General features: G+C 43.1%; 14 protein-coding genes. 8 read left to right on the top strand and 6 right to left on the bottom strand.

The window, feature by feature from the left end; translation table 11 throughout:
* Positions 1-136 precede the first annotated feature (136 nt).
* On the top strand, positions 137-820 hold the full coding sequence (tsaB, locus tag AC13CS_RS12540; RefSeq protein WP_293167241.1) for a tRNA (adenosine(37)-N6)-threonylcarbamoyltransferase complex dimerization subunit type 1 TsaB: 684 nt from the start codon (positions 137-139) through the stop codon (positions 818-820).
* Here tsaB and AC13CS_RS12535 read toward each other — a convergent pair.
* The 4 genes from AC13CS_RS12535 to AC13CS_RS12520 all read right to left on the bottom strand — a co-directional run bounded on the left by AC13CS_RS12535 (position 817) and on the right by AC13CS_RS12520 (position 5,064).
* Positions 817-1,644: a mechanosensitive ion channel family protein gene (locus tag AC13CS_RS12535; RefSeq protein WP_163625331.1), complete on the bottom strand. Its 828-nt coding sequence runs from the start codon at positions 1,642-1,644 to the stop codon at positions 817-819. The genes tsaB and AC13CS_RS12535 overlap by 4 nt on opposite strands.
* Positions 1,645-1,727: 83 nt before the next feature.
* On the bottom strand, positions 1,728-3,827 hold the full coding sequence (locus AC13CS_RS12530) for a thioredoxin domain-containing protein (RefSeq protein ID WP_293167242.1): 2,100 nt from the start codon (positions 3,825-3,827) through the stop codon (positions 1,728-1,730).
* 67 nt (positions 3,828-3,894) lie between these two features.
* Positions 3,895-4,095, bottom strand: coding sequence for a dodecin family protein (locus AC13CS_RS12525; protein ID WP_163625329.1), 201 nt, complete (start codon positions 4,093-4,095; stop codon positions 3,895-3,897).
* Positions 4,096-4,167: 72 nt separating this feature from the next.
* Positions 4,168-5,064, bottom strand: coding sequence for a NifU family protein (locus AC13CS_RS12520; RefSeq protein ID WP_293167243.1), 897 nt, complete (start codon positions 5,062-5,064; stop codon positions 4,168-4,170).
* Between the two features lie 126 nt (positions 5,065-5,190).
* On the opposite strand from AC13CS_RS12520, the gene AC13CS_RS12515 reads away from it, so the two are divergent.
* The 6 genes from AC13CS_RS12515 (at position 5,191) to AC13CS_RS12490 (ending at position 15,551) form a co-directional block, all read left to right on the top strand.
* A complete protein-coding gene (locus AC13CS_RS12515; protein WP_293167244.1) occupies positions 5,191-6,186 on the top strand; it encodes a PorP/SprF family type IX secretion system membrane protein in 996 nt (331 codons plus the stop codon).
* Between the two features lie 99 nt (positions 6,187-6,285).
* Positions 6,286-6,801 (top strand): gamma carbonic anhydrase family protein, encoded by a 516-nt coding sequence (locus tag AC13CS_RS12510; RefSeq protein ID WP_293167245.1) that lies wholly within the window; start codon positions 6,286-6,288, stop codon positions 6,799-6,801.
* 47 nt (positions 6,802-6,848) lie between these two features.
* Complete coding sequence (gene fabD, locus AC13CS_RS12505) at positions 6,849-7,733, top strand: ACP S-malonyltransferase (RefSeq protein ID WP_293167246.1); 885 nt, start codon at positions 6,849-6,851, stop codon at positions 7,731-7,733.
* 112 nt (positions 7,734-7,845) lie between these two features.
* Positions 7,846-12,612 (top strand): T9SS type B sorting domain-containing protein, encoded by a 4,767-nt coding sequence (locus AC13CS_RS12500; RefSeq protein WP_293167247.1) that lies wholly within the window; start codon positions 7,846-7,848, stop codon positions 12,610-12,612.
* Position 12,613: 1 nt separating this feature from the next.
* Positions 12,614-13,603, top strand: coding sequence for a PorP/SprF family type IX secretion system membrane protein (locus AC13CS_RS12495; protein ID WP_293167248.1), 990 nt, complete (start codon positions 12,614-12,616; stop codon positions 13,601-13,603).
* Position 13,604: 1 nt separating this feature from the next.
* Positions 13,605-15,551 carry an OmpA family protein gene (locus tag AC13CS_RS12490; RefSeq protein WP_293167249.1) on the top strand — a complete coding sequence of 649 codons (1,947 nt, stop codon included), beginning with the start codon at positions 13,605-13,607 and terminating at the stop codon, positions 15,549-15,551.
* A gap of 117 nt (positions 15,552-15,668) precedes the next feature.
* On the opposite strand, the gene AC13CS_RS12485 is transcribed toward AC13CS_RS12490, so the two are convergent.
* Both AC13CS_RS12485 and AC13CS_RS12480 read right to left on the bottom strand, forming a co-directional pair.
* A complete protein-coding gene (locus tag AC13CS_RS12485; protein WP_293167250.1) occupies positions 15,669-16,913 on the bottom strand; it encodes a divalent metal cation transporter in 1,245 nt (414 codons plus the stop codon).
* An 81-nt stretch (positions 16,914-16,994) separates the two neighbouring features.
* Positions 16,995-19,370, bottom strand: coding sequence for a prolyl oligopeptidase family serine peptidase (locus AC13CS_RS12480; RefSeq protein ID WP_293167251.1), 2,376 nt, complete (start codon positions 19,368-19,370; stop codon positions 16,995-16,997).
* A 224-nt stretch (positions 19,371-19,594) separates the two neighbouring features.
* On the opposite strand from AC13CS_RS12480, the gene AC13CS_RS12475 reads away from it, so the two are divergent.
* Positions 19,595-19,975: FAD-binding protein (locus AC13CS_RS12475; RefSeq protein ID WP_482888835.1), on the top strand; the 381-nt coding region annotated here is incomplete at its 3' end.

Raw genomic sequence — 19,975 nt, 5'->3', positions numbered from 1 at the left:
AAGAATTTTCTTAAGCGTAAACCTTGTTCTCGGTACTTTTTCCTTCTGAAAAAACTCGAACTTGACGGTTTATCGCAATATTATCAAAATGCACTACTGCACTAATACTGGTTAAACTAGTATCTTTGTGGCCGCTATGGCTATACTACTACATTTGGAAACCGCGACCACCAATTGCTCCGTAAGCATATCTAAGGATGACGACATCCTAGTCCTAAAAGAGAACAATGCCACAAGCTATTCGCATTCGGAACAATTGCATGTATTTATAAAAGAAGCCTTGAAAGAGGCTTCTTTGTCATTTTCGGACCTGGATGCCATTTCTATAAGTAAAGGGCCCGGTTCGTACACAGGACTCCGGATAGGGGTGTCCGCTGCCAAAGGGCTGTGCTTTTCTCTGGACATACCGTTGATTTCCGTGCCTACTTTACAAAGTATGGCGCATCAGGTGTATTTAAGCCCTGGAGAATTGGTGATTCCTGTACTGGATGCCAGACGTATGGAAGTCTATTCCTGTGTCTATGGTTCTGATTATAAAGAAGTACGAGAGACCCGTGCAGAGATTGTCAATGAGGAATCTTTTGCCGATTATGTTTCCGATACCAAAGTATATGTGGTGGGCAGTGGTGCAGAAAAATGTAGGGGTGTCCTGCAACACCCCAATTTTATTTTTAATGAATCTGTAGTTCCTTCTGCTAAGGAAATGGCTTCAATTGCCTTCCATAATAAATATATTTCCAAACAATTTGAGGATGTGGCCTATTTTGAACCTTACTACCTCAAAGACTTTGTCCTTCAGCAGAAAAAGAAAAAAAATTAATCTTCCAATGCTTTGTGCATAACCCTTTGTGGGAATGGAATTTCGATTCCAGCGGCGTCAAAACGTAATTTTGTTTGCTCCATTACATAAAAATGTGCTGGCCAAAACACATCATTATTGGCCCAAAAGCGTAACGTTAGGTTTACCGAACTGTCTGCCAATGCGCCAACGTAGACTTCCGGTGCTGGCTCGGTATTGATGTTGGGATTATCCGCGCAAATCTGTAACAAGATTTCTTTGGCCTCCTTGATGTTGGACCCGTAACCGATACCCACATCTATTTTATCCCTTCGGGTATCTTCCATATTGTAGTTCACAATGTTCCCATTGGAAAGTTGTCCGTTAGGGATAATGGCAATTTGGTTGCCAAAAGTGCTCAACTTAGTGTTGAAAATGGAAATTTCCTTTACAGTGCCATCCACACCTTGTGCAGAAATCCAATCCCCTACCTTAAAAGGTTTAAAAATGAGGATAAGTACCCCGCCGGCAAAATTGGCCAAAGACCCCTGTAATGCCAAACCAACAGCAAGGCCTGCGGCACCCACAATGGCGACCAAGGAAGAGGTCTTAACGCCCAATTGCGTAATCACCAAAACAAACAGTAATGCTTTTAGGGTAATACTGATAAAACTCTGTAAGAAAGATTCCAAGGTTTCATCATAATCCTTTTTTGCAAAAAAGCGACGGACCATTCGATTGAAAAATTTGATGACCCAAAGACCTATAAAAAATGTGATGATGGCTGTTATAAGACTTGGTAAAATGCCTACAGCCCAATCCATGGCTTGATCAATGTATGTTTGATAATTTTCTAGTTCTTCCATAATGGTTTTTTAGTTTAAATGGCAACGTAGTTAATATTCAACTGAAATAAAAGAAAAGGTTTTTAAACAAATGTTAATGTTGCCTACAGCTGTTTTAAAGCCTCTTCCGCTTTTGTTACAGGGAGCTTACAGGCCCCTTCTATACAAACATAGACTAAGGTTTTGTTAGGGTTTTCCCTGTTTTTTAATAGTTCCAAATTTCCCTCTTTTCTGGAACCTGCCAAAATACTGTTGGGTACATATTCCTTGCCAATTTGTTGCCCTAAACTTTTGTAGTCCTCGCCAAGTATGGCGATTTCATAAAAATCGTGATTCTGGAATAGCACCAAATGCAACCAGTTGGCAAAACCTTGTGCCCTGCGATCAAAATCCTTTTGAACGTTTTTCAGCATTTGCTCGGACATGGTTCCATAGGGTTCTTTGGGATAAAGCTTGTGAAATTTATACAGATTGATGACCATGATGGAGTTAGAGGAAGAAATCACATTATCGTCCACCTCTATGGTTCTTCTGATTAAAGATTGGTCTTCATCCGAAGTATAAAAGAACATGCCGGAAGCTTCATCAAAAAAGTGTTTTTTGGAATAATCGAGTAGACGCTTGCCCAAGTTGAGCCACTTTTCATCAAAAGTGACCTCGTAGAGCGAAAAATAAGCATCGATCACGGTGGCATAATCGTCCAAAAAACCATTGATGGTGCTTTTCCCCGCTTTGTGGTTTCGATGTAGTGAACCATCATTTTTAATCATTTCACGCTCAATAAACTCGGCATTTTTTAAAGCGAGACCCAGATAATCTTCTTCACCCAAATAACGGTAGGCATCAACCAGACCTTTTAGCATCAAGCCATTCCAAGATGTTAAAATTTTATCGTCCAATCGGGGTTTGGAGCGCTTGCTTCTTTCTTTTTTGAGTATGGCCAAGCTCTCGTTTATTTTTGTTATCAGTGTTGGCACTGTAATCTTGAATTTTTCGGCTATTTCTTCATCATTTTTATCCCTAATGAGCACATGGTTGCCTTCTTCCCAATGTCCATAGGAATTAATGTTGAAATACGCTTGAAAGACCTCATAATCATCCCCCAATAAACGGGTAAGCTCTTCTTTGGTCCAAACATAGTAGGCACCTTCTGCCAATTCGCCGTTTTCATCAAGACTGTCGGCATCCAAAGAGGAATAAAAACCGCCACTGCGATCCAAAAGTTCTTCTTGAACAAAGTTGATGGTTTCCGCCACTACGCTTTTGTACAATTCGTTTTTGGTTACGGCATAGACCTTGGCATAAAGGCTTGTCAACTGACCATTGTCATACAGCATTTTTTCAAAATGAGGCACATGCCATTTAGTGTCCACGGCGTACCTGGAAAACCCTCCTCCTACATGGTCGTATACACCACCGTAGGCCATTCGGGTTAACGTGGTGTCAACAAACCCCATAATTTCAGGTTTGTCCATGGCGGTGGCATAGTGCAATAAAAAGTCCCAGTTGTTGGGCATCATAAATTTGGGGGCGCGCTTGTGGCCACCTAAAAATGTATCAAAATATTGGGTCCAATTTTGGATTGCCACATTCAGTTGGTCCAAAGAATACAGGTCACTGTCCTTATCGTTTTTTACCAAATTGATGGCTTGGAGCCCATTGGCCAAATCCGTGGCGTATTGGGTTACCCGTGGTTTATCTTTTTTATAGAGTTCTGCGAGCTGCTCCAACGATTTTATCCAATTGTCCTTGGGTACGTACGTAGCACCCCAAAAAGGCCTTCCATCGGGTAGGGCAACTATGTTTAGGGGCCACCCACCTTGTCCAGATATCATTTGGATGGCGTCCATGTAGATCTGGTCCACATCGGGCCGCTCCTCACGGTCAATTTTAATGTTGATGAAGTTTTTGTTCATCACCTCGGCCACTTCCGCATCTTCAAAACACTCCTTTTCCATCACATGGCACCAATGACAAGCGGCATAGCCAATACTGATGAGCAATAGCTTATCCTCTTTTTTTGCCCGTTCCAACACATCGGGGTGCCATGCTTCCCAATTTACGGGATTGTGGGCATGTTGCAGAAGATAGGGACTAGTCTCATGGATGAGTGCATTGGTATGTTCGTGGGTCACTTCCTTAGGTTTTTGTTTGCAACTTAGGGTTGCGATTGTAATTATTATGAAGAAAAGCACTTTTTTCATTAACTGAACATTTTAAGCATAAAAAAATGCGTCCGTTGCGGGACGCATTTTCTTTTCTTCAAATTTTCTACTGAACTTCAAAGGTAATCTTTACGTTTACCCTGTAGTCGTCAATTTTTCCATCTTTTACCGTGGCACTTTGCTCGTTGATATAGATGGAACGAATATTCTTGACGGATTTTGATGCTTGGTCCAACGCTTTGTTGGTTGCATCTTCCCAGCTTTTGCTGGAATTCGCCAATACTTCGATAACTTTTAAAACTGCCATGGTCAATGTATTTTTTAGATTCCCTTGAATTTAACAAATTTTGATGGAAATCCGGCAGTAAAATGAAGTTAATTAGCCGTTTAAAGCCACTACTTCCTTGATTTTTTCGCCCATCATGTTCTTGAGCATGGTCTCGATGCCATTTTTCAGGGTAAATGTAGAAGATGGACAACCACTACAGGCACCTTGAAGGATTACGCTAACCGTTCCACTTTGCTCTTCATAAGATTGGAAAAGAATGTTTCCGCCATCGCTGGCAACGGCCGGTTTTACATATTCTTCCAAAATGTCTATAATTTGTTGGGAAGTATCATCATATTGGGTTTGCGTGGTTTTTTGCTCAACGGTCTCTTTGCTTTTTTGGATCGCTTCTGCCGTAACCACATCTTTTCCATCTGCTAAGTAATCCCGGATGAATTCACGCAATTGCATATTGATTTCCTCCCAATCCGCAACCTCATATTTGGTGACGGAAACATAGTTCTCGTCCATAAAAACCTCTTTTACAAAGGGAAAATGGAACAATTCTATGGCCAAAGGCGAATCTTTCGCTTCATCAATATTCTTGAATTCGTAGGTGCTGGGAACGATACGCTTGTTGGAAACAAACTTCATCACCGCAGGATTGGGGGTCACCTCTGCATAAACGGTAATGGGCTGCTTCTTTTTAACATCTTCTTCGTTTACCACAGGTTCTCCAGCATTAAGGTACTCTACCAATTGCTGGGCCACTTCGTCCTTGACATCGTTCCACTCCACAATATCAAACCTTTCCAATGCCACAAAATTACTGGCAATGTACACGGTTTTGATAAATGGAAGATAGAAAAGCTGTTGTGCCAAGGGGGAATTTTTGGCCTCGTCTATGTTTTTATATTCATAGTTGCCCTTAACCAAAAAATGGTTGGCTTCCAACTTGATTATCTTGGGGTTGTTGGTAGGAACAACCGTAATGTTGTATTCTTTCATCTTGAATCTTTGATACAAAAGTACCAATAGTTAGGATGCGCAGCAAAATATTATAATAATGTGTGTTGCTTGCCGTTATCTTAGTGTTTTATTGTATTGAACAACCATTCTAGCCCCAACCGTCACATGAGACGTATTCTAACCTCAATTATCCTAACCCTGTTTTTTGGGTCCGTGGCCAAAGCACAGGAAGGAATTCCCGTGTATTTTGATTACTTGGCGGACAATTATTACTTGGTCTATCCATCCATGGCAGGTATCGCCGAGGGGACCAAGGTTCGTCTTACCGCTAGGAAACAGTGGTTTAATGTGGATGAAGCACCAAGCTTGCAGACACTGAACATAAATTCCAGGGTTGGTGAGCGCAGTGGGATAGGAGGCATACTTTTTAACGATTCCAATGGGTACCACTCCCAAACGGGCTTCAAAGCGACTTACGCACACCATTTGCAATTGGGCGGCGATTTTAGAACGCTCAACCAGCTATCTTTAGGTTTGAGTGCAGGCATTATTCTCAGTAGTTTGGACGAAACGGAATTTAGGTCCGTAATTCCAGACCCTGTTGTTACCGGGGTAAAGAACACAGCGAGCTATTTTAATGTGGATTTGGGCGTTTCCTACAATTTGTTCGAGTTTTATGCACATGCTGCTATTTTAAATATTTTGGGCAGTGGACGTGATTTATATACGGCAGCTGAATTTGACAACTTGAGACGTTACCTGTTCTCCGTTGGATATGTTTTTGGAAAAAATACACGGATTGAACCATCCATTTTGTTCCAGATGACAGATTTTACCAAAGAGAAAACTGTAGATTTGAATGCTAAAGTGTATCGAGATGTTAGTTTTGGTACAGTATGGGCCGGTTTGTCGTACCGACGTAGTTTTGATGGGGCACAATTTCAATCCAACGGAAATTTCGGGGAACAACGCTTGCAATTGTTTACGCCGATTATCGGGGTTAATGTGAATAGATTCATGTTCTCGTACAATTATTCCTACCAATCCGGGGATATCCGTTTTGATAACGGTGGTTTTCATCAAATCACTTTGGGTTACGATTTTGGACAAAGCGACCAAGGCAATCGTTACGATTGTTATTGCCCTGCTGCGAATAATTAACTTTCAAGAATAATTGATAGATGTAGGTTCAAGGGTAGCCTGTCGCAGTCGAAAGGGTAGTCGAGATGCTTTTTTGTTTAAAAGGTAAATTTTACATCAATGATCATGAAACCAGTTCGGGGCAAATCCCCAGAAATAGGAAAAGATTGTTTTATAGCTGAAAATGCCACTATTGTTGGTGAGGTATGTATGGGCGACCAGTGCAGTGTTTGGTTCAATGCCGTAATCAGGGGCGATGTCCATTATATAAAAATGGGAAACAAGGTCAATGTGCAGGACGGCGCCGTGATTCATTGTACATATGAAAAATCCCCAACCACTATCGGAAATAACGTTTCTATTGGACATAATGCCATAGTGCACGGTTGTACCATTAAGGACAATGTGTTGGTGGGTATGGGAAGTATGATCATGGATGATTGTATAGTGGAAAGCAATTCCATTATTGCAGCGGGTGCGGTTGTTACCAAAGGCACGCATGTAGAGGCCGGGAGTATATATGCGGGTATGCCTGCTAAAAAGATAAAGGACATCAGTCCGGAGCTTTCCAAGGGAGAAATAGATAGGATCGCCAACAACTATGTAAAGTACTCCAGCTGGTTTAAAGAAGGGTAAGCAAACAAATTATCCCTATTTTTGTCCCACTCAAAAACTCGACAATTATGAATGTATATATTTTTCCGGGACAGGGAGCACAATTTGTAGGTATGGGCTTGGACCTCTACGAAAACCATTCCGAAGCACAGGAACTTTTTGAAAAAGCCAACGAAATTCTTGGGTTTTCCATAACCGATATCATGTTCGAGGGCACTGCCGAAGACCTAAAACAGACCAAGGTGACCCAGCCCGCCATCTTTTTGCACTCTGTGATTTTGAGCAAGGTGTTGGGAGATGCTTTTAAACCCGATATGGTGGCCGGACATTCCTTGGGGGAATTCTCCGCTTTGGTAGCCAATGGAACCTTGAATTTTGAAGATGGCCTAAAATTGGTGTCACAACGTGCCTTGGCCATGCAAAAGGCTTGCGAAGTTCAACCCAGTACCATGGCCGCTGTTTTGGGCTTGGAAGATGAGGTGGTGGAAAAAATTTGTGCCGAAGTGGAAGGTATTGTGGTTCCCGCCAACTATAATTGTCCAGGGCAATTGGTAATCTCTGGAGAGGTGGATGCGGTAAACATAGCCTGCGAAAAAATGAAGGAGGCCGGGGCAAGAAGAGCCTTGTTATTGCCGGTTGGAGGAGCATTTCATTCCCCTTTAATGGAACCGGCAAGGGAAGAATTGGCGGCAGCGATTGAATCTATGGAATTCAAAATACCTACTTGCCCTATTTATCAAAACGTGACGACCACGGCCGTGTCCGATGCCGAGGAAATCAAGAAGAATTTAATACTACAATTAACGGCTCCCGTAAAATGGACGCAAAGCGTGCAACAAATGGTAAAAGATGGAGCTACATCCTTTGTGGAAGTAGGGCCGGGCAAGGTGTTGCAAGGCTTGGTTAAAAAAATCCACCGCGAGGCCGAAACCAGTTCGGCGACAGTTTCATAGGTAAGGAAAACACTTTATCCGAATAAATTGAGGTTTAAACTAATTGGCAAGGATATTCCTTGCCTTTTTTTGTAATATTGGTAGCCCCAAATCACCGACCTATATATAGCTTTTGGACAAATTGAAACTGATTGAACTGGTGATGTCAACCTTATATAAAAATGCCCCAAATAAACCCAGGACTGCCATAGTTCGTGGTGGACTATTGTTTGTTCTTTTTTTACTGCTTGGTATTGGTGTGGGGTATGGGCAGGCTATAGTCATAGATGAAGGCGACGGTGTCAATACATCTGAAACAGGCGCTACAGACACCTTTTCCGTGGTATTGGACGCCCAACCAACAAGCGATGTTGTATTAAATGTTGCATCGGATGATGTAGGGGAGGGTACCGTTTCTCCATCAACATTGACATTTACATCAGGAGATTGGGATACACCGCAAGAAGTAACCATAACTGGGGTTGACGATACAATTATTGATGGAGACCAATCCTATAATGTGACGGTAAGCGTGAACGATGGTTCTAGTGATGATGCTTTTGATGGTCTTTTTGAAACCGTTCCAGCCAGCAATGCCGATAATGACTCCGCTAGTTTTTCAATAGTTGAAACGGATGGATCTACCAATACTTCAGAGGATGGAACGACAGATACTTTCACGGTTGTTATGGATGCCCAGCCGACGACGGACGTTGTTCTTGACGTTGTGTCCGGTAACACCGATGAGGGAACGGTTGACTTTGGCGTATTAACTTTTACCAATGCCAACTGGGATACCCCGCAAACGGTCATCGTCACGGGTGTGGACGATGCCATCGTGGATGGGACTGTGACCTATAATATTACAGTTAGCGTAAATGCTACGAACAGTGACAATGCCTTTGATTCGTTGGCGGACCAATTGGTGCCGGTAGAAAACGCGGATGATGACACAGCTTCAATAATCATCACACAAACAGACGGCGGCACTGTTACCTCGGAAGATGGAACCACGGATACCTTCGAAGTGCTATTGGGAGCACAACCCACAAGTGATGTTGTGCTTAATATTTCATCCAGTGATACTGGTGAGGGCGATGTTAGTACAAGTCAGTTGACATTTACCAATGCAAATTGGGATACCTCACAGGAAATAGCCGTGACTGGTGTAGATGATAATATTATTGATGGTACACAACCTTATAATATAACAATCAGTGTTGATAATTCCGTCAGTGATGATGCTTTTGACGGTCTTTCAGAAGTTGTATCCGCTCAGAATACGGATAATGATTCAGCGGGCATAGCCATTACGGAAACGGATGGGAACACTGTTACGTCGGAAGATGGTACTACAGACACCTTTTCCTTGGTATTGGATGCCCAACCAACAAGCGATGTTGTATTGAATGTTACATCGGATGATGTAGGGGAGGGTACCGTTTCTCCATCAACATTGACATTTACATCTGGAGATTGGGATACACCGCAAGAAGTTACCATAACAGGGGTTGACGATGCAATTGTTGATGGTGACCTTTCCTATGATGTGACCATAACTGTGAACGATGGTTCCAGTGATGATGATTTTGATGGTCTTGAGGAAATAGTTACAGCCAGTAATACTGATAATGACTCCGCTAGTTTTTCAATAGTTGAAACGGATGGATCTACCAATACTTCAGAAGACGAAGCTACGGATACTTTTACCGTAGTTTTGGATGTACAGCCAACGAGTAATGTGGTTTTTGACATTGAGTCCGATGATACAGGGGAGGGAACTGTCTCTACTGAAATTTTGACATTTACACCTATCAACTGGGATACTCCACAAATAGTTACGGTCACAGGTGAAGATGATTTAATTATAGATGGTGCCCAAACTTTTGCAATAAACTTAGGTGTGAATAACACAAACAGCGATGACGCTTTTGATAATTTAGCCGATACAGTTTCAGTAACGAATTCCGATGACGATGTGGCTGGGTTTACCATAGTGGAATCGGATGGAGAGACTTCAACTTCAGAGGCAGGGGCTACGGATACCTTTACGGTTGTGCTTAATCGAAGGACTTTAATCAGCAATGTGGTTTTTGATATTACTTCTGATGACGTGGGGGAAGGAACGGTTTCACCTTCAACATTAACATTTACCACTGGAAACTGGAACGTTCCTCAAACGGTAACGGTAACAGGGGTTGATGATGCTATTGTAGATGGTTTGCAACCTTATGATATAAATGTTAGTGTAGCAGTAGGAAGTGCACTTTCATATTTGGGTGTTTCCGATCAAAATGTTTCAGTTGAAAATGTTGACGACGACAGTGCATCCGTAACGATTGCAAATGCAAGTGGTAATGAAGATGATGGCCCCATTATAGCTTCTGCAACTTTAAACAACCAGGTCGCAGGTGGGTTTACAGTTAATGTTTCTTCTGCCGATGGTACAGCAACAACTGCTAGTTCTGATTATACATTGGTCAACGAAACGTTAACATTTGCAGGGAATGCGGGCGAAGTACAGACTTTTGATGTAATTCCAAATGCTGATGCATTAATTGAAGGGGATGAAACCTTGGAAGTTTCAATGTCTGGTTTAGGTGGTACATCCTTTACCATTGATATTTCTGATACAGCTACCGTTACAATAATCAATGATGATTCCTGTGCCGCAGGCGCGGATGCACCTGTTCTTAACGACACGGGCACCCAATTTTGTGTTGAAACCTTCAATGATTTCACTCAAGACTTAAACGATTATGTAGATGTCACAGCACAACTGGTATGGAGTACCAATCCGGATACCAGTCAAACAGGTGATTATTTAGGGTCTAGTGTGATTACGGGCAGCCAAGTTATCAATCAAAATACCTACTACGGGTTTTACTACGATAGTTTAAACGATTGTGCAAGCCCAACGGTTGAAGTAATTCTATCCGTAAACGAAGAACCCAACCCTGGAACCACAACTGGGGCCAGTGTTTGTGCCGATTCTTCGAACGGTGGTACCACTATTGATTTGGACAATCAACTTTCTGGAGCAGATCCAGGGCTTTGGAGTATCACTACGGACCCATCAGGTGGAGCTATAACCATTGATACAGATAATGTGGTGAATTTTGATGGTCAACCTTTAGGAGATTATATTTTTGCCTACACAGCTACGGCAGAAGGAGTTTGTTCCGACAAAACGGTAAATTTAATCATAACGGTTGATGATTGTCCCGGCCCTTGCGATGCTGGAAATACGGCCCCAACGTTTAATGGAGATGATACCACCATCGAATTTTGTGATGAAGTAAATACGGATTTGAGCAGTTATGTGTCGAGTACTGCCCCTTCAGGAACCACTCTTATTTGGAGTACGAGTTCGGAACCTTCAGAAACTGGAGCACACCTTAATAGCAGCAATGTAGTTGAACCTGGAACCTATTACGGCTTTTACTACGATGAGGTCAACGAATGTGGTAGCCCTGTTCTGGCCATTACTTTGGTGCGTAATTTTACCCCGACAATTGATGCGACCAGTGGAGATTCCAGTTGTGATGCCGCTACGTTAATATTAACAGCTAGTGCATCGGTAGCAGATGAGAGTACCGTCAGTTACACATGGTATGATGCACCAACAGGCGGAAATATTGTTGGCACAAGTGCTACTTACACAACAAATACTTTGACCGAAACAACCTCTTTTTATGTTTCAGCTTCCGCCAACGGATGCGAATCTGATCGCGTGGAGGTGGTGGCTACCATTACCGATACACCAAATGCAGGTACAGCAACAAATACTTCGGCCTGTAATGTAGCAGGAAATGGAGGACCTAATGTAATAGATTTGGATGATACCCTCATCGGGGCAGATCCTGGAACTTGGGCCATCATTACAGACCCATCCAACGGAGATCTTAGCATTGGTTCCGATAATAATATTGATTTCACGGGATTGGCTATGGGCGACTACGTGTTTGAATATACCACTGCCACCGAAGCTCCGTGTACACCAGCATCGGTGCAAGTGACCATCTCGGTAAGTGATTGTACCGTAGATACTGACGGTGATGGGCTTACCGATGGAGAGGAAATTACCCTGGGCACCGACCCTAATGATCCCGATACGGATGGCGATGGGCTCACTGATAGCGAAGAAGTATTGGTCGTGGATGACACAAGCACCGATGCTGTACCAGAAAATGCAACCGATCCTTTGGATGCTTGTGATCCTTTCTTAACGCCAGAGTGTAACCCCGAGGATATAGATTTGGCGATAACCAAAGAAGTTAACGAAACGGAAGTGCTGTTGAACTCCATAATCACCTTTACTATCACGGTACAAAATACCACCATGGATAGGGTGTTGGATATTGTGGTGAGCGACCTGTTGGGCAATGGGTTTCAATATCAATCCAGTACTCCTTCCAAAGGAAGTTATGATGAAACCACAGGAGAATGGATCATTGATGAACTTGATGCAGAAGAGGAAGTGACCTTGGAGATTTCGGTAACCGTTACAGAATCTGGAGTCTTAGAAAATACAGCAAACCTTGAGTCTTCATTTCCAAATGATGGTATAGCTGACAACAATACAGCCACAGTGCAAATTCAGGTAAATCGTAGCGGATGCGAGGACCCGGGAACCATTTGTACCATCTTTTCTCCCAATGGAGACGGACGTAACGATACATTGACCCTTGTGGACCACACAAGCTATCCAAATAATTCATTCGAAGTATTCGACCGCTACGGCAACAGCGTCTTCCAAATGAACGGATACGACAGTTCGTGGGACGGTACGGGCAAAAACGGGGATTTGCCCAAAGGCACCTATTTCTATGTTTTGGACCTGAACGGCGACGGAACGGACGTGGTAAAAGGGTGGATTCAAATTGTAAGGAACAACTAAAATGCCAGATAAAAAAGGTTTTTCAAAATACGGAATGGTTCTAGGAGTGCTTTGTATGGCGTTTGGCTACACCCATGCCCAAAAAGAACCACAGTACACCCAATACATGTACAACATAGGCAGTTTTAACCCAGCTTATGTGGGAACTGTGGAGAGTCCTGAAATTATTGGTCTGTACCGTGCCCAATGGGTGGATATTCCCGGTGCGCCGACCACCATACGTGGAGGGGCCAACATTCCTTTCAACAACGAAAAAATGGGACTGGGCGTCAACATTGTTAACGATGTACTTGGACCATCCACACAAACCTATTTTGATGTGGCCTATTCCTATCAAATTCAATTATCCGAAGACACTAAACTATCCTTTGGACTTAATGCAGGAGGTTCGTCCTTGAACATTGATTATTCCAAAGGTACTTTTGAAGACCCATCGGACGGTTCCATCTTGGGAGGGAATTATAGCAACTTCTATCCGACCGTGGGTGCAGGACTGTTTATGTACCACAAAGAAGACTGGTATTTGGGACTTTCAGTACCCAATTTTTTGACCAATGCATTGTATAATGATGAAGTGGCGACCATTGTAGAAGACAATATGCAGTTCAATGCCATTGGGGGCTATGTGTTCGAGTTGGGAGAACAAACCAAATTTAAACCGGCCTTTTTGGTGAATTACCTTCAGGGTTCCCCGGTAACCGTAAACCTGTCGGCCAATTTTCAATTTATTGATGCATTGACCATTGGAGCTTCATACAGATTTGATAATGCCGTGAGCGGCCTGGCTGGATTCCAAATTTCCAACGGAATGTTCATTGGATACTCTTACGATTATAATACCAATGGTTTGGGCGAGTACAGCGGCGGTTCGCATGAAGCCATTTTAAAATTTTATATAGGTAGAGGCGGTTTTGGTTTTGGAAACAACAATTCAAAGAACAAAAAATCAAAAAATAAAGGTAAGCAGATAGACTCCCCAAGATTTTTCTAACATGAACCATACAAAAAAAATACAGATAACACTTTTGGCATCCCTACTGGGTGTGGTTTTCTGCTTCGCCCAAAAAAAGAAGTCCCAAGGCGATGTTTTCTTTTTTCAATACGAATACCAAAAAGCAGTCAATGCATACGAAGAAGAACTTTCTGAAGGTGTTTTGACCAAGCAGCAGTTCCTGAACCTTGCGGATGCTTATTTTGAAACAAATAATTACGACAAGGCTTCGGAAGCCTACATGAAAATCTATGACCAAGACACTTTGATGGATACGCACCATTACAATAAAATGTTGCAAAGCCTGTCCAAAAGTCCGAATGTCGATGGGAAAAGGGATTTTTTGACCAGTATATCATCAAGTTTTCCAAAGGAACTGATGGAGAACATGGAATTCAACAATCAGTTGTTGCAAAATGGCGCGGATGGAAATCAGTTGGAGTACGAAATCTTCAATTTGGAGGGCAATAGCCCCCAAACGGATTTTGCCCCCAGCTTTTACAATGATAAGTTATTGTTCTCCAGCGGGCGTCAAGTCAATAAAAAACTACGGTACGAACCAGGTAACGAAGGCTATTTCAATATTTATGAATCCGAGATTCAACCTAATGGGCAAATTACTGCTCTGCAATCTTTCCAAGAACTAAAGGATACTGATTACCATGAAGCGACACCGTTTTTTTCGTCTGGATTGAACAGTGTGTTTTATGTGCTGTCCAATACGCAAGATGGCGAACTGGCCTTTGATGAAAACGGTAAAAACGCCTTGGCCATTGCAAAGCAAAACATTGGAGGTTCCTACCAATTGTTGCTAAAGGATTTGAGCACCTCTTTCTATTACCCTTTTTACGATGATGCCAGCGGAAAACTCTACTTTTCTGCAGATTTTGAAGAGGGCTACGGGGGAACGGACATTTATTTTGTGTACACCAATAATGGACAGGTAATGTCCGCCCCGATCAATTTAGGGCCACGAATCAACTCTTCCGGTAACGAAATCGCACCTTTTATTTTTGAGAACAGTTTTTATTTTGCTTCGGACGTATTCTTCGGACTTGGCGGTATGGACATTTACAAATCCAATATTGAAGACGAAGGTTTCGGAATCCCTATCAATCTGGGAGCACCCATTAATACCGAATTCGATGATTTTGGAATGATCATTAGAAATGATGGCGATGGATTGTTGGGCTATTTCGCATCCAACCGTACCGGCGGAAAAGGTAAAGATGATATTTATGGCTTTAAGGTTGACGAAAAGCCCGGCCTCAAGACAATTACCTTTAAAGGTGCCGTTGTGAATGCGAGCAGTGCATCCGAAATAGTGCCTAATGCAACAGTGAGTCTTTGGGATATGAACGGGGAAATGTTGGCCGAGACCACTTCGGATGAAGAAGGCCAGTACAGACTGGAAATTCCGTATGAGCCCGAGTTGGTGTTGGATGCATCCAAAGAGCGTTATTCAAGATTTAACAAAAAGTTTGACCAAGATGAGTTGGATGCCTTGCAAAACAGCATTTTTGATGTGCCCATCGCCTTTTACAATGATCTTGTGGAAGAGCGCGAGGGCCAGAAAGTGGTGAAGATGGACGATTTTTACTTCAACACCAGTTCCACACAACTAACGGATGAAATCAAAACCGAGCTTGCCAAAGTCATTGATTTTATTGATGCGTTTCCCCGTGCCCAGCTCAGAATTGAAACCTACACGGATAGCAGGGGAGGGAGCAGTACCAATTTTCGGCTTACCCAAGCCCGCTCCGATGCCATTAAAAAATATTTGGTGGAAAACGGTGTGCCGGCAAGCAATATCTTGTATTCCGTAGGTTATGGAGAGGACAAAATCTTGAACAATTGTACCAATGGCGTATTCTGTTTGGAAACCTTGCACAAAAAGAACCAGCGCTCTTTGATCGTTGTTCTCAATGATAATGTGCTGTTTGATTAAAGCTAGACCAACCTGAGTTCGAAAAGGACACTTCTCGATACCTGCCTACCGGCAGGCAGGCGCTTCGCACTCGAAGTGACGGCATTTTCAAGGTCAAAAATAATAATCGAACTCAGGTTAAACCAACAACATCCAACAATAGTACAGCGCAAATAATGATAGGAAGATCATCCCGCAATAAGTAAGCATTTTTAATCCCATTTTAGGCTGATGTTCCTTTGGAACATCTTTTCCGGTTACCGTTTTTAGGTTCATCCATCCCAAAAGTGGGGCAAAAACAAAGGAAACAAACGTAGCCAGCCCGACCAGATCCCCCATATTGGCACTAAACAGACTGATCACTATCCAATTGATCCATGCCATTGCAATGACCATCAAGGCGAAAGCATGTTTTTGGTTGTAGATGTTTTTCTTAGGATATAGTTTTTGAAGCACGTCCAAACTCACGCGGGAAATAGCGTCATGGGCGGTCATGCACGTACTGAACATGGTCGCAAAAGCAGCTATGGCAATAAAAAAGTAGGCCCAATTGCCAATATGTGTGGTGAACAGATTGACCAACTGGTCGGCAAAAACCACAGCATTACCGCTGAGTTCGGTTCCGGTACCATACAGGGTCATCCAACCAATGATCATAAAAAACAGCGCCAAAACAGCCGTTAAAATATAACCTACGTTAAATTCTTTCAGGGCAAGTTTAAGTGTGGGCTTGTTCTTCATGGTCTTTAGGTTTTCCATGCCCCAAAGGCTCACCCAGCCCGATGCTTCTACGGCCGTGGGCATCCACCCCATAAGACCGATTAAAAACAAAATCCCGACCTCATTAAAAATTTCAGGCCTTTGGTAGGATGCAGCATCAGGTACGGGACCTTTTTGCAACACCATTACGGTTGTGGCCAACAAGGCGATAAAAAGTATGGTAATGACCGCTTTCAAAGAATTTTCAAGAAATCGGTACTTTCCAATGATCAAAATCAAACCGATAAAAACAAACAATCCCAACGACACCATTCCGGCACCCACCGAAGTGATTTCAAAAAGATTGATGAATAAACCTGCCGTTACCACATAAAGCGCTGCTAAAATGGTAAAGGTGGAAATCAGGGTTACGAAGGCATAGATGTACAAATAGGTCTTGCCCAAATTGGTGTATCCCTTGATCAGACTTTTTTCCGTTACCGTGGTGTACCGTATCCCAAACTCAAAAAAGGGATACTTCAACAAATTCGCCAAAACAATGGGAATTATCATAATCCAACCATATTGTGCACCTGCTTTGGTGGAAAGGACCAAATGTGAGGTGCCAATGGCCATGCTGGCAAACAATAGGCCAGGGCCGAGTGCTTTTAACAATGCTTTCATGCAGCTTGTTTGTTAATTTTCAGGCTGGAAGATATGTTTTTTTTGCTTAAAGTCTTTGGGTTCTCCCTTTGATGCAATCCTTTATTCTTTCCCTAAAAGTGATTTTTGGAACAGCTTGAAGATGCGGGTATACTCGTCCGTCCAACTGCTGGGCTCCACAAAACCGTGTCGCTCCACAGGATAAACTGCCATTTCCCAATTTTCCTTGCCGAGTTCGATCAAGCGTTGGGAAAGCCTTACCATATCCTGAAAATGCACATTATCGTCCACCATGCCATGAAGAATCAAAAGGTCGCCTTGCAAACCATCGGCAAAATAAATGGGAGAACTACGTTTATAGGCCAAGCTATCGGTAGCAGGTGTGTTTAAAATTCGTGCTGTATAACCATGATTGTACGCGGCCCAATCCCCAACAGAACGGATTGCACCACCGGCACTAAAGGTGTCAGGTGCGTTGAACATGCCCATTAAGGTGATGAATCCGCCGTAGGAACCCCCGTAAATACCTATTTTATCTGTATCAATACCGTAATCATCCACCAACATTTTGGCACCATCCACTTGATCGGACAAATCCTTGCCCCCCATGTGTCGGTAAATTCCGGTACGCCAATCTCTGCCATACCCGGCACTTCCCCGGTAATCTATATCAAGAACGGTGTAGCCGTTGTCCACCAACAGATTGTGGAACATATATTCCCTAAAATAGGAGCTCCACCACTTGTGGGCGTTCTGTAAATATCCCGCACCATGTACAAAAATCACGGCGGCCTTGTTTTTTACCGAAGCTTCGGGTTGGTACAATCTTGCGTGAACTTTTGCACCATCCGATGCCTTGAACGTAATGATTTCCGGGTCTTTCCAATCATACGCATTAAATGCATCACTATTGGATTTGGTGATTTGTTCTGCTTTGGGATTTCCACCTGTCTCAACAGGATTATCTTTAATGAACAATTCCGTAGGCTTGTTGGAATACGAGTAGAGAATGGCCATTTTTTCCTCGTTGGGGGAAAGCACCACATCGTTTCTACCCACCATAGTGGTCAACTGTTCCCATTTTCCACCTTTGACTGCCATGGAATAGAATTGACGATCGCCCGGATGGGTCTTGTTGGAAGTAAAATACCATCTGTTTTTATCTTTGGATAGGAACGCATCATAAATTTCAAACTCCCCAGAAGTCAAGGCCTTGGTTTTCTTGTTGTTGATGTCCATGGTGTACAAATGGGAATACCCTGTTTTTTCGGACATGAACCAAATTTTATTGCCATCGGGCATCCATCCTAAATCGCCTCCTCGATAGCGGCCTATGCCCGGGCCTCCAATCCAAGCTTCATCATGTTGGCGGTCCAATTGCTCCACTTTGCCCGTTTTTGGATCTAGTAAAACAATCCAACGGTCTTTGTAATCGTTGGCTTGGATGTCCAAAATGGCTTTGCTGCCATCCGAGTTCCAAGTTGGGCCATTTATAAATCCAATTCGGTCCTCGTTTTCATACGTTTTGTCCGGATAATCCTTGGTGTACTCCGGAACATAGTCCAAACCCTCCAGATTATCCAAAACCACGGGATAGTTTTTGCGGTTTTCCACATCGTACACAAACATTTCGTATTGTGTGGGTTCATCGCCTACTTTGGAGCGGGTGTTTTGATCTTCGGTATAGCCCGATTCCGTTACAAAATGGGGCACAATCGTTCCTTTGGAATCAGGGCGATCCATCAAAATATAAGTGATGTAAGAGCCAGAAGGGTCTATTTGCAGACTGATGACCCTTTTTCCACCTGTTTCGAGTTCCAGTGGTTGTAGCGTTTCCAGTTTTTTGCTGATTTGCTCCCCGGCATCTCTTTTTGCTTTTCGCTCCTGCAGTACATCAAAAATCTCCAATTGGTCTTGGTGCAGCCATTCATCCTTGGAATCGCGCTGCGGCTCATCGTTTTTGGATTTTACAAAATGTGTCTTTTGTTCCATCAATCCCGAAACAATGTTCCAAGTGTAAAGTTCCCCATCCTTTACAAAAGCTATGCTTTTTCCATCATCGGTAAAATGTGGGTTACTTTCCCGTTCTTGGGTTTTGGTAATGGGCCTGGATTGATGGGTGTCAACATCCAACAAAAAAACATCCCCGTTTTTGGCATAAACCGCCTTTGTTTTGCTTTGGTCGTATGTTAATCTAGATGAGGGGAGAGCATTGGCTTGCAAAAAACCAACTTTTTTAATGTTTTTGCTATTGACGGAGTACGCATAAAGCGAATCGCTCATGGCACTGTCAGGATTCCAATCAAAGTACAAGGTTTTTCCATCGGTGGACCAATAGGGGCTGGACGGCCTATGTCCGACAAAGTCATCCCCTTGCATAATATCCTTTATTTTTAAGGCGGAGATATTCCTTTTTTGAGCCAGTAAAGTGTTGAAAGTGATAAGAAAAAGTACGAACGTCGTAAAAAATCTTCCCATGATGGTTGTAAGGTTTAAAGGTGGTTTGTTCTTCAAATATCGGGTATTTTGATGAGTTTGTGACATAAGCTATAAAAATGAAAATTGGGAAAAAGCTCCTGTTTTATGTACAGAAAAAGTATCTTTAAAACGCACTAGATGCAAGAAAAATCAATCTATCCCTTTTGGATTGTGAGGTAATTTATTGATTTTAAGCAAAGTAAAACTAAACCAAACATATATCCATGCAGATTATAGAGAATTCCACGGTCTACGATGCCATTATTGTGGGCTCTGGAGCAGGAGGCGGAATGTCGGCCAAAGTTTTGTCGGAGGCCGGCCTCAAGGTCGCTGTGGTCGAGGCCGGTCCCTTTTTTGATCCGGCCATGCCGGAGCACCAGACCCAGTTGAAATGGCCCTACGAGAGCCCCAGGCGCGGCAAGAGCACTCGATTCCGTCCCTTCGGGGACTTCGATGCGGCCTACGGCGGCTGGGACATCGAGGGGGAGCCCTACACCCAAGGGGAGGACACCCGATTCGATTGGTTCCGTTCCAGGATGCTGGGCGGACGGACCAACCACTGGGGAAGGATATCGCTGAGGTTCGGTCCGAAGGACTTCAAGCAC

Source organism: Flagellimonas sp. B-3, assembly GCF_056857835.1.
The sequence above is the reverse complement of the archived record's forward strand: the minus strand, read 5'-3'. Positions and strand labels throughout refer to the sequence as shown.

Excerpts from the sequence above, each read along its gene's own strand:
- tsaB (WP_293167241.1), top strand. The coding sequence starts at position 137 with ATGGCTATACTACTACATTTGGAAACCGCGACCACCAATTGCTCCGTA.
- AC13CS_RS12535 (WP_163625331.1), bottom strand. The coding sequence starts at position 1,644 with ATGGAAGAACTAGAAAATTATCAAACATACATTGATCAAGCCATGGAT.
- AC13CS_RS12530 (WP_293167242.1), bottom strand. The coding sequence starts at position 3,827 with ATGAAAAAAGTGCTTTTCTTCATAATAATTACAATCGCAACCCTAAGT.
- AC13CS_RS12525 (WP_163625329.1), bottom strand. The coding sequence starts at position 4,095 with ATGGCAGTTTTAAAAGTTATCGAAGTATTGGCGAATTCCAGCAAAAGC.
- AC13CS_RS12520 (WP_293167243.1), bottom strand. The coding sequence starts at position 5,064 with ATGAAAGAATACAACATTACGGTTGTTCCTACCAACAACCCCAAGATA.
- AC13CS_RS12515 (WP_293167244.1), top strand. The coding sequence starts at position 5,191 with ATGAGACGTATTCTAACCTCAATTATCCTAACCCTGTTTTTTGGGTCC.
- AC13CS_RS12510 (WP_293167245.1), top strand. The coding sequence starts at position 6,286 with ATGATCATGAAACCAGTTCGGGGCAAATCCCCAGAAATAGGAAAAGAT.
- fabD (WP_293167246.1), top strand. The coding sequence starts at position 6,849 with ATGAATGTATATATTTTTCCGGGACAGGGAGCACAATTTGTAGGTATG.
- AC13CS_RS12495 (WP_293167248.1), top strand. The coding sequence starts at position 12,614 with ATGCCAGATAAAAAAGGTTTTTCAAAATACGGAATGGTTCTAGGAGTG.
- AC13CS_RS12490 (WP_293167249.1), top strand. The coding sequence starts at position 13,605 with ATGAACCATACAAAAAAAATACAGATAACACTTTTGGCATCCCTACTG.
- AC13CS_RS12485 (WP_293167250.1), bottom strand. The coding sequence starts at position 16,913 with ATGAAAGCATTGTTAAAAGCACTCGGCCCTGGCCTATTGTTTGCCAGC.
- AC13CS_RS12480 (WP_293167251.1), bottom strand. The coding sequence starts at position 19,370 with ATGGGAAGATTTTTTACGACGTTCGTACTTTTTCTTATCACTTTCAAC.